The organism is Cupriavidus sp. L7L (genome assembly GCF_004353535.1).
Lineage (GTDB): Bacteria > Pseudomonadota > Gammaproteobacteria > Burkholderiales > Burkholderiaceae > Cupriavidus > Cupriavidus oxalaticus_A.
Genome location: NZ_SMNY01000032.1, coordinates 66,885 through 80,619, shown reverse-complemented (window position 1 = coordinate 80,619; position 13,735 = coordinate 66,885). Strand labels below are relative to the sequence as shown.

The following is a 13,735-nucleotide window of genomic DNA, read 5'->3' as shown; positions in this document are numbered from 1 at the left end:
CCGAGCGTCCCACCGCACTCCACTTGGTCAGGCGCGATTGACGTTTCCACATGCTGTTCCCTCGCTGCCTCCGCCGAGCGCGTGAGGCCTCCCTGTTCGAGCCAAGGCAAATGAGCCTTGGTAACGCCAGCATCGTCAAACCCAGTCCGTCCACACACGCAGACGCCCTTGACGTTTTCCAGCTTGGACAGCATGCCGAAGGGCACCCGCAATGCCTCGCCGCCTGGAAAATGGGTACCCCATCCTCAGCCCGGATGTCTCGAATTCGGTCGCCTAGCGGCCGAACGGTGCGAATTGTCACGCGCGACAAGTGCTTCGGATCAGGGCGTGATCGCGGCATGCCACTGGTAGCCCGCAATTGATAGTTTCAGGGGAGCTTGGCGGTTAATTGCATTTAAATTTCGACATGGACGTCACGCTTGGCAGGGCCCGCAGCCAAGCACTGGCCGCGCTGCGTATCTCCTGCTTCACTTAGGTGGGATCCTCATACTGCGCCAATTTTTTGGCGCAGTTTAATAAACTGCGCCAAAATGGCGCCATTCCTCAAGCGAACTGCGCCACACTCCATATGTCCTCTGCCCACGCCCTGCTAGACAGCATTCGGAAAGCCCCCGCTGGATTGATGCTCGCCGAGTTGCTAGCCCAGCATCCCGACGTTGCGCGGCGGACAGCCCAACGTTGGATCAGCCAATGGATCGATGGCGGACAGATCACGGCGATCGGCGAAGGACGCGCCCGTCGCTATTTCGTGGCGAAAACGACAGAGCTTGCCACGACCGCGCCTGAGCGGGACCGCTTCCCGAGTTATATCCCGCTTTCCGCGGACAGCCGCGACATCGTGGCCTATATCGATCAGCCCCCGAAAGCGCGCAAGCCTGTGGGCTACCAACGCGACTTCCTTGACGCCTATCAACCCAATGTCACACGGTACCTTTCGGAATCGCTTCGGCGTCAGCTACACAAGATGGGCAAGACCGCACAGGCTGATGCCCCCGCTGGAACCTATAGCAGGGCAATTCTGAACCGGCTGCTGATCGACCTGTCATGGGCATCGAGTCATTTGGAGGGCAACACCTATTCCCGCCTGGACACCCGTGAGCTGATTGAGCACGGGAAGGCAGCGCAAGGCAAGGCGGCCATCGAAACCCAAATGATCCTCAACCACAAGACGGCCATCGAACTGCTGGTGGAGAACATCGGTACGGTCGGTTTCGACCGCTATACCTTGATGAACCTGCATAGCGCCTTGTCGGAGAACCTGTTGCCCAACCCTGCCGATGAAGGCCGGATTCGCCAGCACGCCGTGGACATTCGCCAAAGTGTTTACCGCCCCCTGTCAGCACCACAGCAAATTGAGGACGCACTAGATGCCCTGCTCGAGAAGGTGAATCAAATTGCTGATCCCTTTGAACAATCATTCTTCGTGATGGTGCACCTGCCATACCTGCAGCCATTCGCGGACGTCAACAAACGCACCTCGCGCCTGGTGGCCAATCTGCCGCTGTTCCGTGCAAACCTTTGTCCGCTGACGTTCCTGGATGTGCCGGAGCAAGCTTATAGTCGCGCCATCCTTGGCATGTATGAGATGACCCGCGTGGAGTTGCTGCGCGATCTCTACGTTTGGGCCTACGAGCGCTCAACGCAAGAGTACTTGGCCATCAAGCAAGATCTGGCGGAACCCGATCCGCTACGCCTTGCTTGGCGCGATGTGATCAAACAAACGATCCGTGACGTCGTGCTGCAACCCGATCACGATGCGCTATCCGTGATTCGCCAGGTCGTCATGGCAAAAGTGCCAGAGGCTGATCGTGACAATGTGCAAGCACTGATCGTAGAAGAGCTCCGGCGGCTGCACGAGGGCGTACTGGCCCGCTACGGCTTGCGCCCCTCGGAACTCGATGCTTGGAAGACATCCCAGGCGGCGGGGCCACCCAACTGATTACATTGCCGCCGCGTGACCAAGCTCTACAATATGCACGCTGCCCATAGTGATCGCGGCGTGGAAACTTGTCCCGAATCCGCGGATTCTACGAAGCCGAAGCCCTGCGTCGCGGCTGGTCGGAGGCTAAACGACGCAGGGAGCGGCGAGTGAAGGCGCGGCCTGGAACTGCATTGTCGGACGTGCCGCTCAGACGCGAACCGGTGTGCGCCCGCGCTGCTACCAGCGACGCGAGCGCGGATCTTCCACAGTAAGAGCATGTCAATGTCGGACGTAAAGCCAAAGGCCGCCCACAAATCCTCTTCCTCCTGGAGCGATGTCAAAGCCAAGCTGGCCGACTTCGACCGTGCCGGCCTGATCGGGCTGGTACAGGCCCTGTATGCGGCAAGCAAAGATAACCAGGCCTTCCTGCACGCCCGGTTTGGGTTGGGCGGCGATGTACTCAAGTCATACAAGGTGACCATCGACCGCTGGCTGTGGCCGGATGTATTCAAGAACCAAGACACGTCGGTGGCCAAAGCGAAGAAGGCGATCTCGGACTACAAGAAGGCCATTGGCCAGCCTGATGGGTTGGCCGAACTGATGGTGTTCTATTGTGAACGGGCGTCCGGCTTCAGTGCCGACATTGGTTTCCAGGACGATACCTATTTCGACGCCTTGGTACGGATATTTGAGCAGTCGCTGAAAATGATCGCTGCCTTGCCAACTACACAGCAGCCGGCACTTTGGGCACGCCTGACCAAGGTGCGATGCATCAGTGACGATTTCGGCTATGGTGTGAGCGATGACATGGACGAATTGCTGGCCGAATATGGCGTCGATGGCTGACGATGCGCTCGCCGCGCTGCAAGCCGAAAACGCCCGTCTGATCGCGCTGCTGGAAGCGCATGGCATCGAATGGCGCATGCCGCCGAAGCCGGCGACTTGCGTTCAGGAGGCGGAACAGCGCCATCTTTCCACGAGCGAGAAGGTCGCGCTGTTCCGGCGGCTGTTTCGCGGTCGCACGGATGTCTACCCGATCCGCTGGGAGAGTAAATCCACGGATAAGTCTGGTTACGCGCCAGCTTGCGCCAACGAATGGCGCGCCGGCATTTGCGAGAAGCCGCGCATCAAGTGCGGCGACTGCGGCAACCGGTTGCTGATCCCGCTCTCTGATCAGGTCATCTACGACCATTTGGCCGGTGAGCATACCGTGGGCGTCTATCCGTTGCTGGAAGACGACACCTGCTATTTCCTCGCCGTCGATTTCGACGAGGCCGAGTGGCGGGACGATGCCCGCGCCTTTGTGCAGTCCTGCAGGGACCTTGGTGTGCCGGTCGCGCTTGAAATTTCCCGTTCTGGCCAGGGCGCGCATGCCTGGGTCTTCTTCGCGGGCAAGGTGTCGGCGCGCGATGCGCGCCGCCTCGGCACGGCCATTATCAGTCACACCTGCTCGCTCACCCGGCAGCTTAGGCTGGCGTCTTATGACCGTCTGTTTCCCAACCAGGACACCATGCCCAAAGGCGGCTTTGGCAATCTGATTGCGCTGCCACTGCAGAAGCGACCGCGTGAGCACGGCTGCAGCGTGTTCGTCGATGCCGATCTTCATCCCTATCCCGACCAGTGGTCGTTCCTGGCGGCAATCCAGCCGATGGCGCCGCACGACATCGAGCCCACTATCTTTCGTGCCACGGGTAGCATCCACCCGTTGGATGTCACCTTCATCGGCGATGAGGATTTGGCCACGCCGTGGAAGCACGAAGCGTCGATGACAAAGAAGCTCGGAGGCAAGATGCCGGAGTCGCTGACCGTGACGCTGGCCAACCAGATCTATTTTGAGAAGGCGCAACTGCCGCAGGCGCTGGCCAACCGCCTGATTCGGCTAGCGGCATTCCAGAATCCCGAGTTCTATCGGGCGCAAGCGATGCGAATGTCGGTGTGGGACAAGCCACGCGTGATCGGCAATGCTGAAAACTATCCGCAGCACATTGCCCTGCCGCGCGGCTGTCTCAATGCCGCGCTGGAACTGCTGCGCGACAACGGTATCCGCTGTGATCTACGCGACGAACGCTACGCGGGTGAGCCCATCGATGTTGACTTCGTCGGCACGCTTCGCCTCGACCAGGAGGCCGCCATTGCCGGGATGTTGCCGCATGATGCTGGGGTGCTATGCGCACCGACCGCCTTCGGCAAGACGGTGACGGCGGCCGCCATGATCGCCCGTCGCGGCGTGAACACCTTGGTGCTGGTCCATCGCACGGAACTGCTCAAACAATGGCAGGAGCGCCTGCAAGCCTTTCTGGGCGTCGGCAAAGGCGTGGTTGGCACCATCGGCGGCGGCAAGGCCAAGCCTTCCGGTCAGATCGACATTGCAGTGATGCAATCGCTGTCGCGGCAGGGCGAAGTCAACCCGCTGGTCGAGCATTACGGTCATGTCGTTGTCGACGAATGCCACCACATCGGCGCAGTCTCGTTCGACGCGATCCTGAAACGGACCAAGGCGAAGTACGTGCTCGGCCTGACCGCGACCCCGATTCGCCGTGATGGCCAGCAGCCCATCATCTTCATGCAGTGCGGGCCGATCCGGTACACGGCGGCGAAGCCAGCCAGCGCGCCGCACGCCTTGGAGGTCGTGCCGCACACCTGCCTTGCGCCAATCGAACTGCCGACCGAGTCTGGCATTCAGGAGGTATTCCGGCACCTGGTCCAAGACCAGGCGCGCACTGACACCATCGCCGCGGCAGTGCTCGAGGCCTTCAGGCAAGGCCGCAAGATTTTGCTGCTGACAGAACGCACCGAACATCTCAACGCCATCCAGGCTGCGTTGGACGGCCAAATTTCCCCGCTATTCGTGCTGCACGGGCGGATGTCGAAGCCGCAACGCGCCGCATTGATCGCGGCGCTCGACGCCCTGCCAGCTGACGCACCGCGCGTCTTGCTGGCGATCGGCAAGCTGGTTGGTGAGGGCTTCGACCACCCGCCACTCGATACCTTGGTGCTGGCAATGCCTGTGTCGTGGCGGGGAACCCTGCAACAGTACGCGGGCCGGCTGCACCGCGAACATGCCGATAAAACTGACGTACGGATCATCGATTTTGTCGACACTGGCCACGTAGCATTGCTGCGGATGTGGGACAAGCGCCAACACGGGTACCGGGCAATGGGGTATCGGATGGTAGGAGGGGCCGGGACAGAGTGATTGTTTCCCTGCAACTGGGGACTCCCCCCGCACGCATTGGTTGCCGCCCACACGGTAGCCGGGGAAAATCCGCCCGTAGGAGCGGCACCGCATCGGATGGACCAGCAAGCCATAAGGCGCTCCGCATGAAAGCGAATGGCATTGCCGTACCGGTCGAGGAACGCACCCGGGCATGACGTCTCTACCCTTCCAGCCGGGCATGCTGATCCCTGGCCGCATCCTCGCCGATCTGGGCCGCATGAGCCGCTGCGTGTTCGGGCCAAGGCGCATGCGCCTTGGGCTCGACGAGCATCGTCAAACCCAGTTCGTCCAGCACACGCAGGGGCGTGCTCGAGATTGACCCCTTGCCGTTCTCCAGCTTGGACAGCATGCCGACAAGACACCGCAATGCCTCGCCGCCCTGGGCAATGGGCATCTCCTGTCCGGCTGTTCGTATGCGGTCGCCCGGTTGGGAAGAGAATCGTCGCGCGCGACGGAGGCGTCGGCTCAGGTAGTGAATCGCGGCATAGAAGCCCGCCCCGTGAAGCGCGGCAAGCCAGCCCGACCGCTGTTCGCCAGGTTGTTTCACTAAAGTGAAATTATAAATTCCGAACGGGATTGGCTGCCTTCTATCGGATTCACGCCTACAGCCGCCAGGCCAAGGACCGCGTAGAACGAACTCACCTGACCCTGCAGGACCGGTTGGTCAAGGAGTTACGCCTGCGTGGCATCAGCACCTTGGAGGCCACCATTGCGTTCATGGCGGAGTTCATCGCCTACTACAACGCGCGCTTTGCCAAGGTGCCGCGCAACAACCACAACGCCCATCGGCCACTGCGATCGGATGAGAACCTGGATCGAATCTTCGCCTCGCCATCCTTCGAGCAATGGCAGGCGCCAACCACCATCCACTTCGGCCGGCCGCGGGTTAATTCGCAACGATAGTGCGTCATGGTTGGCACTGCTGAAGCGCTTCAGGGGCGCTCTTTGTTTCACGCGGCGGCAGGCAACTTGCTTTTGCGGGGGCGTCCGCCAAGCCTACCGTTTTCCCTCGCAGCCGCCGCCTTGGCAGCCGTCGAGGCCGCACCTCCGCGTTTGCCCAGCTCTGACGCCATCCAACGCTTGGACCCGAGAAAACCTTCGAGCAGCGCCGGTAGATAGAGATCCGCGTCCAAGTGGGGGAAATGGATGCCAAGCCCCGAGGGGCTGATTTCGGCGTCGGCCAGGTCCGCCGGGTGGGCGTGTTCCAGACCCTGCGCCGCCTTGGGCGAAAACGCCAGTTCAAGGCCGGATGCCAGCGCGATCACCACGCGCGAGACGCGCCGGTCATAGCGCACCGACACCACCGCCGGGAAGGAGGCCCTTTTGGCCGCGCCGCGCGCATTCGCAGCGGCCGGCACGTCGTCAGTAATTTCCATGGATGCCTCTCCAGTCGCGGCACAACGCCGCCAGATGGGCGATCAGCGCGTCGACGATTTCCCCAAGTCTCTGGCCGAAAAGCCATAGCTCTCGCGCAGTTCTGGCGGCCCCTTCGGGCAGTGCAAATTGAAGACAGCTTCGCAGCCTTTGCCCATCACGGGGACATAGGCCGGGCGATGGTCGTTGGGATAGATCACCACGCGCAGCCGAAAGTCGATAAGACCGTTGGCATTGATTTACTAAACCTAAGCTGCTTGGGTTATTAGTTGCCGTGATCTTACAACGGCGTGGTGCCTGTGCCTAGTTCGCCATACGCGGATCCGATGTTGCCCCAGCCATCTGGAAGTGATGTGCCTTCTAGCGTGATTGTGCGCAATCTGCCGCGCCAAAAAACCCGACATAGCAACTGTGCGCCGCTTGAGTCATATTGTTGGTACAGCGCCACCCGATAAGGTCATTTGAACTACAGTCTGGTGCAGCAGTTTCAGCAGTCCCTTCTTTTTATAGTTCAGACCGGAACCGAGATCGGTGATCACCTCAATGTTCGGCCAGCCTTGCTGTTCGCAATGCCGTTGTAGTCGTAGTGCCTGACTTTGCAATTGTTCCTTCTGATCGTGGGAGGAAACGCGCGCGTAGGCGATCGTCTTGCCGTCCCGCGGCGGACCGCCGAGGCCCAGAGCATCGCGAACCTTGGCGAGATCGTATAGGCGGTGCCCGCCGAACGTGCGACACGCTGGCTCCAACTTTCCTGCTTCGTGCCACCGCCTCAGCGTCACTACCGCCACGCCCAACATCACCGCCAATTCACCTATCGAACACAGTTGCACGCTCACTCCACACGAATAAATATTGTGAAGCGTACGAACCTTTTGATCAGGTTGGGCCAGAGATTTGGGTTACTGCTAAAAACCCTTCTTGTCCAGGTGGCGCTACTGAGTAAGACATTGCGAACGCTGTCGGCAACCATGATCGGCATTGGCAGCGTGAGCCATGCACACTCTGTTGCGATGAAGCAGTTTGCTCGTTGGCTGCTACCCACCAACGAGAGCGATGGTGTCGTAGATGCCTTCAAAGTCATGACGGTGCGGGCGCAATTCGACCTCGTGATCTCCGAGCGCACTGAGGCGTTCTGGTCGGAATATCGGCAGGGCCGCGAGGTTGCTCTCAGGCACTTCTGGGAGGAGCCGGACAATCCCGCCGTTCGCCAGGTCCTCGCGCGGCGAGAACGCGCGAAGTTCGAGAGATTCGCGAAGGCGTGGATGGACACCCGGCCGTCATGGCTGGAGGTGTGCGACGGGCCTTTGTCCGATAATGCCCTGCGCAATTGGATGCGGCTCCAGAAGGCATTGGAGACAGCCAGTACCTTCCCCCGGAAAGACTGATTCTGCCGGCGCTTCCGGCATTGTTCGTTTTTCTCTGCGTTGGTCTTGCATAAGGCTAACCCTCGGCAATATCGATTGCTGTCGATCGGCGGGTGGCGCAGTCCAACGTTACCTGCGTGCGCGGCTACCTTGACTTTGGCGATGGGTCTGTAGAGTGAAAGCATGCAACGCGACACCATGCCTATGCTCTCCACCACGCAACTTCCCCTGTTTCCCATTGCGCCAGCGCTCTGCAACGAGGCCTCTGATCTCGCCCTGCTTCTGATCGCCTGCTCCGGCTCGAAGCTTGATCGGAATGCACCTGCCATCGATCTCTATCGAGGCGTCATGTACCAATCGTACCGGGCACACCTGCGCAGCGATGCGGCGCCCCGGGTCCTGATCCTGTCCGCGCGACACGGCTTCCTGCAGCCAGACACTGAGATCGCACCCTACGACCAGCGAATGACCCGGCAACGGGCCGACCAGATGATGGCGGACATGTCGAGCTACCTGCGGCCCGCGGCCTGGCCAACCCGTGTCGGATCGGTGATGCTCGCCGGCGGTGCCGAGTACCGGCGCGTCATGCGAGCCGCGCTGGCCCGCCGGTACGGCCCTACCTTGCCTGTCCTGCACGAGACCTGTGGTGGTATCGGCATGCAGCGGTCGCAGCTTGGCGCCTTTCTTGATGGGCTGAAGCCCGCATTCCGCGACCAGATCGGCCAGCATGCCAACGGCACACCGATCTTTCGCGCCTATGGACGGATCCGGGCGGGCACAATCGCCACCCTGCGCTACCGTGCTGCGCCCGCTCTCCCCGCCCGTCAGGCTCGCGTCCTTTCGGTCTTCAACGGGCCGAGCGGCCCCACGGCCGATGTTGACGTGGAAGAGTTTGTGCGCGGGCGCGTGAGAATCTGCCCCCGCTGGGTCAGCGTCGCGGATCTCCAGCCTCTTACCCGGGGGCCGGCATGAGCGAACTTGACCGACAGCTGCATCGGGAAGCGGCAGAGCTATGTCAAACGGGACCGGCAGCACCCGACAAACTTGTTGCGCTGGCCCATACAGGGCTGAAGGCGTGGGCGAAGATCGGCAATCTCCAGTTCCCGCCCGAAAAGCGGCATGCGCTGCTACAGGAGGTCATGCGCTACTGCGCCGACGAATGCCTGCTCGCGTGCTGTTTCACGCAGGAGGATCGCTTGGAGCGGATCGCGGGCATGCTCGATGCCGCCTACCCCCGCTATGCCTCCACCCGCGCAAGTCTCGCCGCGCGCCGCAACCGTTATGGGCGGCCGCGATTCTGACCTATCGCCTTCAAGCCATATCCGCCGCAAAGCGGCGGCAGGGGTGTGGGAAATCCCACCCTGGCCTACAGTGACTGGCAGGCGCGTGAGGCGGCTGGCGCTGATCGCCGCCCTTTCTTCGCGCGCTCGATCTGGCCAACTTGCGTAGCCGGCCGATCGTCGCGATGTTTCTCTCAACGGGGATTACCGCGGCGGAAGCCCCGAACTGCGCGTCTGGGCGACCTAGTGCCGGATGCAAACCCGCCTTACCTCTCTTGTTCCGGCACATGGAGCGCGGGACGCGCGCACTGTTAACCTGGCCGAATTCGCGGTACCGCTACTTCAGGCCTGGTGCGTCCGCCGTGCAACACTTCCCGTCGAAGGCGACCTGCATTTTACCCTTACCCCGGATGGCCGGCCCATCACCGACATGAGCTTTGGCCGGATCGTGGCCGCCGCGCTGGAAGCGATAGAATTCTCTGTCCAAGCACGTTGCGCAATACGTTTTGCCGGCGTCAGCTGCTCGCAGGCTGTACGCACGACGACGTGACCCGAATCTTAGGACTTGCCAGCAATCGCACCTGTGACCGCATTGCCGCTACCATTCCGGCTGCCCGACGGAGAAAAATGCTGAAATGATCGGGGTTTCAGCGCATTTCACTATTGCGCTCGCGCTAGCATTTGCTATTCTTCGCGGATGCGATGTACGCGATATCCCGCGCGCACGCATTTCTTAATCAGGTACGACTATGGCCACGAAAGCATCCGCGAAAACTGCAACGAAGACCGCCGCAAAGAAGGCTGCCCCCGCAAAGAAGGCTGCCCCGGCAAAGAAAGCCGCTCCGGCTAAGAAGGCTGCCGCAGCCTCCCCGGTTGCCAAGCCGCTGAAGGACACGTTCAACAAGTCGAGCCTCCTCGCCCATCTGGTCGCCCAGACCGAACTGGACAAGAAGACCGTCCAAACCGTTCTGACTCACCTGGAAAACACCATGGTGAGCGCGATCCACAAGAAAGGCGCAGGTGAGTTCACCTTCCCCGGCCTGTTCAAGGTTTCGGCTATCCAGGTTCCGGCCACGAAAAAGCGCTTCGGCAAGAATCCGTTCACGGGCCAGGACCAATGGTTTGCCGCCAAACCGGCCAGCGTGAAAGTGAAAGTTCGCGCGATGAAGAAGCTGAAGGACGCCGCGATGTAATCGCCACGGTTCCCACGAACCAAAGAAAAAGCCCCGAGATTTGCGATCTCGGGGCTTTTTACATGTAAGCTGGCCATGCAGGAGATGCCACAGCGTGAAACGTCTTACGACCATTCATACAGCGGTAAAACATCGATAGCGTCGGCCCTCACATCGAAGTGAAGCAACGTGATACCAAGCGACATTGCGTACTGCATTACCTTCTCCAAATCGTCTGGTATTGCATAGTGTCGCGCAGAAGGTGCGTAGACGTTAATTACCTCTACGAAGTAGCTCGCAAAGTTGTTAGCCAGAACTGGCTCCTGCCCAAAGCAGCAGAAAGTTTCCTCCGATAGGTGGAAGGCAGAAAGCGTGAGGTAGTAATCAACTGGTAGTTTTCCCATTGTGATTCTCGATAGTAAAGACAAGCCCGCCCTCCTTTTTGAGATGCAGGCGTGTTGGATGATGGGCAGTCTTACTGCGCCGCCAGGGCAACGACATCGATGACGCCGTCAGCCTCGTCGACGAGATCGGGCGCTTGCGAGATGAAGAACTCCCGTTCATAGCCCCCAAGCTGCAGCACCTCGCGCTTCATTTTCATGAAGGCACGCTTGCGCTCCGGATCCAAGGGGCCATCAGCCTCATCGGTAAAGAGGGTCTGGAAAGGCTGCTGCGCATCCTGCGCTCGATACAAGGCGATTCCACGCGTCAGACACTCGTTGATCCACACCTTCTGCCCCCCTGACATCACGGAGAAATCCTTCGTGCTGTCGTTGTCGGCATCAATCACGTCGATGGCAAAGCCTTCCCGCTTCTCGCCGTTGGCCAGCTCCGTCTGCGTCTGGATCGCGATCGTAAATCGCGGCCCATAGCACGCCAGTAACAGGTCATTGACAATCTGCGTGATGGCCGGGCCCGCATCATCGATGGACAACGCGATCACGCCATCGTTGCCCAGGCCCTTTGCCAACAGTTTCCACTGCGCGATCTGATCGGACAGCGCTTGTGCCTTGGCCTCCGCTGACGGCAAGCCGGCAAGTTCGACATCCAGGCGCTCGCGCTCGGCCACCAACGTGCTCTCCTGCCGGATCAGTGCTTCGATTCGGCACGCGATCGCAGCGCCAGCCTCCCGGCTGGCAGCAATCTGGCGGTCCATCTGGGCCAGCATGCCGGCCACATCCTCCGTGGCCAGCGTTGCCAGTTCCCTTCGTACCGCTTCAAGCTGAGCCTGCACATCCGCAACATCCCGCTTGTGGCGGTCTGCACGCAATCCGCCTTCCTCAGTCAAGGCAGTCAGATCGCGTTCGGCCTGCGCCAGTCCTTCACGCGCGACGTCCAGCATGGGTTTCCTGGCGGCGAGGGCCGACAAGCGCTGCAGTGACTGCTGATCGCGCTCCATGTCGGCGCGCAGTGCCGCGAAAGCACTTCGCGCCTGTGCGCGCGCCGCGAGCGAGTCCTGCATCGCCTGCGCCTGCGCCTGCTTCTTGCGATAGCTGTCGCGAAGCGCCTCGACCGTCACTGCCTGCTCACTGAGACCGGCTTTGGCATTGCGCGCCTGTGCCAGCAACGGGCAGGTGGCATGCATCGGGTCGTCCCGGCAAGGAACTGTCTCGATGACTTCAGCCTGCTGCTTGAGCGACTTGACCAACTGCGCCGCCGAGGCACCGCGTTGCTCCAGGCCCTTGAGCTCGGAACTCAGCGCCGCGTGCTCGACTTGCACCGTATCGAGCTTCTCCACAGTCGCCTGGTGGCTGGCCAGTTCCGCCTGCTTCCGGCCGATGGCAAGTTGCACGGCATCCCGCTCGCCGGCAGCCGATTCGATGGCTGCGGCTTCCGCCAGCACTGCGCGGTGGCTTGCCATACTTCGGTCCAGATCGCGCCGTCGCGCCGCAGCACGGCCGGCAGCCGCCTGTTCGTCACTGGCCAGCAATCCCGCACGCCGGTCCAACTCGCCCTTGCGCTGGTTCAATTCCCGCAACCGCGCTTCGGTACCGGCATTGGCTTCCTGCTTCGCAGCCAGCGTCGCACGCTCCTGCATCAGCTTGGCACCCTTGGCTGCTTCCACGTCCCGGGCCTCGCGCTGGGCATCCAGGCTTTCGCCTACCTGCCAGATCTCCTTGGCAACCACCGCGGCGCGATCGCGCTTCCCCATGAGGGTCAACACGTCGCGCTGCAGGGTATCCAGCGAGCGGGTGAGCAACTTGGCAACCTCCCCCGCTTTCGCGGAAAGGTCACGCAGATGGTCGATCCCGAGCAGTTCGGCGAGCAGCTTCTTGATCTCGCCGGCTTGGTAGCTGGCGAGCGGGCGCCGGTTCTGGGCAGAAAACACGCTGGTGAAGAACGCCTCGGGAGACCCGAGCACGGCCTCCAGACACCGGTTGTAGGTGTCCGCCTTGCCGTCCGACAGCGTACCGTCAGCCAACTGCAACGGCTTCCAGTCACCTCCAGCGTCCTTCTCGAACAGGTAGTACTCGGCCTTGCGGCTCTTGCCGGGATTGCGGAACGAGAACGCGGAGCGATACGTCTTGCCACCGTGCTCCCACTCCAGATCCTTCTCCGCGCGAGGGGCGCAGAGATGATCCCAGTACGAGAACGCGTCGGCCGACATCTTGCTCGCGTGGCTCGGCATGATGGGAAACGGGTGCAGGTTGTCCATGATCGTGGTCTTGCCAGCCCCGTTGGGGCCGACCAGGGCGATCAGCCCCCCCGGCAGCGTCGTCAGGTCCACCGTGACGCTATCGCGCTTCATGCCATCGCGGACCCCATAGAATCCGGTGAGCATCAGTTTCAGTGGGCGCATTCGGACACCTCCGTACCGTTGAAGGAGTGAAGGTATTCCGGCGGAATTTCCATGACGTTGTCGTCAAACCCCGGCATCTCGGCAACGGCCGGGACATCGCGTTCCGGCTTGCCAGCGATGGCGCGCTCCAGGGAGCGTCGCGCTGCGGCAAACTCGCCGACGGCCATCTTGAGTACCGCTGGCCAGTCCTCAAGGCCGGTGATGGCCCTGAGTTCGAGTTGGCTCCACTGGGAAGCCAAGCCGTTGGATACTGACCAGATCAGGTCCTGCAGTTCCTTGGAAGGTGCCACGGCAAAGAAGGTGTTTCGGCCGACTTCTCCGAGCGCCAAGACCAGCATGTGACCGCGCTTGGCGATCACAGTGCCACGGCCTTGACCGAACGGCTCATACAGCATGCACTGCGTAAAATCGTGGGCTTCGGCCAGCCGCTTGGCCATCACCGAGCGGTCCATGCAAGTTTCTTCAACAAACAGCCAGTCGGGACCGGCGTGGTACAGAATCATGATGCACTCCTGGAAAAGGACGGAGTGCGCCCCAGACGGGAAGCACCCGCCTGGGTAGATAGAAAGAGGATGGATACTGCGGGACGATGCGTCGAGGACGCGTG

The 13,735-nt window shown here is 61.2% G+C and carries 12 protein-coding genes and 1 pseudogene; 8 read left to right on the top strand and 5 right to left on the bottom strand.

Annotation, left to right across the window (positions count from 1 at the left end):
• The first annotated feature begins 622 nt into the window (after positions 1-622).
• From E1J61_RS27075 to E1J61_RS27065, 3 genes are all read left to right on the top strand, one after another.
• The gene (locus E1J61_RS27075) at positions 623-1,939 is read left to right on the top strand and encodes a Fic family protein (protein ID WP_243736995.1); all 1,317 of its coding nucleotides are present in this window, start codon (positions 623-625) and stop codon (positions 1,937-1,939) included.
• Between the two features lie 264 nt (positions 1,940-2,203).
• Positions 2,204-2,767 (top strand): hypothetical protein, encoded by a 564-nt coding sequence (locus tag E1J61_RS27070; protein WP_133097012.1) that lies wholly within the window; start codon positions 2,204-2,206, stop codon positions 2,765-2,767.
• A complete protein-coding gene (locus E1J61_RS27065) occupies positions 2,760-5,117 on the top strand; it encodes a DEAD/DEAH box helicase family protein (RefSeq protein ID WP_133097011.1) in 2,358 nt (785 codons plus the stop codon). Before E1J61_RS27070 ends, E1J61_RS27065 begins: the two co-directional genes overlap by 8 nt.
• A 181-nt stretch (positions 5,118-5,298) precedes the next feature.
• On the opposite strand, the gene E1J61_RS27060 is transcribed toward E1J61_RS27065, so the two are convergent.
• On the bottom strand, positions 5,299-5,532 hold the full coding sequence (locus E1J61_RS27060) for an XRE family transcriptional regulator (protein WP_243736994.1): 234 nt from the start codon (positions 5,530-5,532) through the stop codon (positions 5,299-5,301).
• Positions 5,533-5,732: 200 nt separating this feature from the next.
• Between E1J61_RS27060 and E1J61_RS27055 the strand changes: the two are divergent.
• Positions 5,733-5,954: pseudogene (locus E1J61_RS27055) on the top strand (ISNCY family transposase); the annotation flags it as partial.
• Between the two features lie 134 nt (positions 5,955-6,088).
• Here the strand turns inward: E1J61_RS27055 and E1J61_RS27050 are convergent.
• Together E1J61_RS27050 and E1J61_RS27040 are read right to left on the bottom strand one after the other, a co-directional pair.
• On the bottom strand, positions 6,089-6,514 hold the full coding sequence (locus E1J61_RS27050) for a DUF2442 domain-containing protein (RefSeq protein WP_133097010.1): 426 nt from the start codon (positions 6,512-6,514) through the stop codon (positions 6,089-6,091).
• A gap of 423 nt (positions 6,515-6,937) precedes the next feature.
• Positions 6,938-7,342 (bottom strand): recombinase family protein, encoded by a 405-nt coding sequence (locus E1J61_RS27040; RefSeq protein ID WP_133097009.1) that lies wholly within the window; start codon positions 7,340-7,342, stop codon positions 6,938-6,940.
• A 24-nt stretch (positions 7,343-7,366) separates the two neighbouring features.
• On the opposite strand from E1J61_RS27040, the gene E1J61_RS27035 reads away from it, so the two are divergent.
• The 4 genes from E1J61_RS27035 (at position 7,367) to E1J61_RS27015 (ending at position 10,349) form a co-directional block, all read left to right on the top strand.
• Positions 7,367-7,897 (top strand): hypothetical protein, encoded by a 531-nt coding sequence (locus E1J61_RS27035; protein WP_165971551.1) that lies wholly within the window; start codon positions 7,367-7,369, stop codon positions 7,895-7,897.
• 162 nt (positions 7,898-8,059) lie between these two features.
• Positions 8,060-8,848 carry a DUF6884 domain-containing protein gene (locus E1J61_RS27030; RefSeq protein WP_243736993.1) on the top strand — a complete coding sequence of 263 codons (789 nt, stop codon included), beginning with the start codon at positions 8,060-8,062 and terminating at the stop codon, positions 8,846-8,848.
• Positions 8,845-9,177 (top strand): hypothetical protein, encoded by a 333-nt coding sequence (locus E1J61_RS27025; protein WP_133097007.1) that lies wholly within the window; start codon positions 8,845-8,847, stop codon positions 9,175-9,177. The genes E1J61_RS27030 and E1J61_RS27025 overlap by 4 nt, the downstream gene beginning before the upstream one ends.
• Before the next feature lie 728 nt (positions 9,178-9,905).
• Positions 9,906-10,349, top strand: a complete 444-nt coding sequence (locus E1J61_RS27015; RefSeq protein WP_133097006.1) for an HU family DNA-binding protein — start codon at positions 9,906-9,908, stop codon at positions 10,347-10,349.
• Between the two features lie 454 nt (positions 10,350-10,803).
• Here E1J61_RS27015 and E1J61_RS27010 read toward each other — a convergent pair whose 3' ends face one another.
• Positions 10,804-13,128 carry an SMC family ATPase gene (locus E1J61_RS27010; RefSeq protein WP_133097005.1) on the bottom strand — a complete coding sequence of 775 codons (2,325 nt, stop codon included), beginning with the start codon at positions 13,126-13,128 and terminating at the stop codon, positions 10,804-10,806.
• Positions 13,116-13,631 carry a hypothetical protein gene (locus E1J61_RS27005; RefSeq protein ID WP_133097004.1) on the bottom strand — a complete coding sequence of 172 codons (516 nt, stop codon included), beginning with the start codon at positions 13,629-13,631 and terminating at the stop codon, positions 13,116-13,118. Before E1J61_RS27005 ends, E1J61_RS27010 begins: the two co-directional genes overlap by 13 nt.
• Between the last annotated feature and the right edge of the window lie 104 nt (positions 13,632-13,735).

What these genes read in the sequence shown, in the direction of transcription:
- E1J61_RS27075 (WP_243736995.1), top strand. Translation starts at nt 623, where the DNA reads ATGCTCGCCGAGTTGCTAGCCCAGCATCCCGACGTTGCGCGGCGGACA.
- E1J61_RS27070 (WP_133097012.1), top strand. Translation starts at nt 2,204, where the DNA reads ATGTCGGACGTAAAGCCAAAGGCCGCCCACAAATCCTCTTCCTCCTGG.
- E1J61_RS27065 (WP_133097011.1), top strand. Translation starts at nt 2,760, where the DNA reads ATGGCTGACGATGCGCTCGCCGCGCTGCAAGCCGAAAACGCCCGTCTG.
- E1J61_RS27060 (WP_243736994.1), bottom strand. Translation starts at nt 5,532, where the DNA reads ATGCCCATTGCCCAGGGCGGCGAGGCATTGCGGTGTCTTGTCGGCATG.
- E1J61_RS27050 (WP_133097010.1), bottom strand. Translation starts at nt 6,514, where the DNA reads ATGGAAATTACTGACGACGTGCCGGCCGCTGCGAATGCGCGCGGCGCG.
- E1J61_RS27030 (WP_243736993.1), top strand. Translation starts at nt 8,060, where the DNA reads ATGCAACGCGACACCATGCCTATGCTCTCCACCACGCAACTTCCCCTG.
- E1J61_RS27025 (WP_133097007.1), top strand. Translation starts at nt 8,845, where the DNA reads ATGAGCGAACTTGACCGACAGCTGCATCGGGAAGCGGCAGAGCTATGT.
- E1J61_RS27015 (WP_133097006.1), top strand. Translation starts at nt 9,906, where the DNA reads ATGGCCACGAAAGCATCCGCGAAAACTGCAACGAAGACCGCCGCAAAG.
- E1J61_RS27010 (WP_133097005.1), bottom strand. Translation starts at nt 13,128, where the DNA reads ATGCGCCCACTGAAACTGATGCTCACCGGATTCTATGGGGTCCGCGAT.
- E1J61_RS27005 (WP_133097004.1), bottom strand. Translation starts at nt 13,631, where the DNA reads ATGATTCTGTACCACGCCGGTCCCGACTGGCTGTTTGTTGAAGAAACT.